The sequence below is a fragment of the Psychromonas sp. genome, from assembly GCF_983033635.1.
Map to the genome: position 1 here is coordinate 3,274 of NZ_CEZLMY010000227.1, position 562 is coordinate 3,835.

Below are 562 nucleotides of genomic sequence, written 5' to 3' on the forward strand. Positions count from 1 at the left end.
GGCTTCCCCTTCTTACTGACACAAGATGGATTGCCGTCACGCCACTCAGTAAATGTCCTGCCAAAATTTTCGGCAGGGACCACATGTTCCCACTCTATTTTTTTTGATCGTTTAATGTATTTATCCGTTGTAAATCCTTCAGGTGCCATTACTAGCTTTTTTGAGTCGAATGTTGCACCACAATATATAGTTTCACGATGGTTTTGATACACCTGTTTTTCGAGTGTTTTTTTAGCTTTACGGAATGAAGTGTTTGATTCATTCGCTGCAAACGAATAGACGGATGTTAATAAGAGTATGCTGAGTAATGATTTTTGTAGTCGCTTCATTTGAGTATCCATTCTTGATTGTGGTGTATAAGGCGCTTTGTGTCCTTCCCGCCTCAGAAAGCTAAGTCGCTATCGCCCCCGAACCGACTTAGAAATTAATTTTGGAAGAGGTTGATTAACGCCGCCATAAGCGGTGAGTAACAGTTGGCTAAAATGAAGCGAAGCGGAATCGGATCAACTACAGAGTCCGAGTGGAGCAACTTGTTAGTTGCCCATTTCGAGAAGACTTATAA

General features: G+C 41.6%; 1 pseudogene. It reads right to left on the reverse strand.

The features are described 5' to 3' along the window. A pseudogene (locus AC4GME_RS17455) lies at positions 1–329 on the reverse strand (endonuclease I); the annotation flags it as partial. Between the last annotated feature and the right edge of the window lie 233 nt (positions 330–562).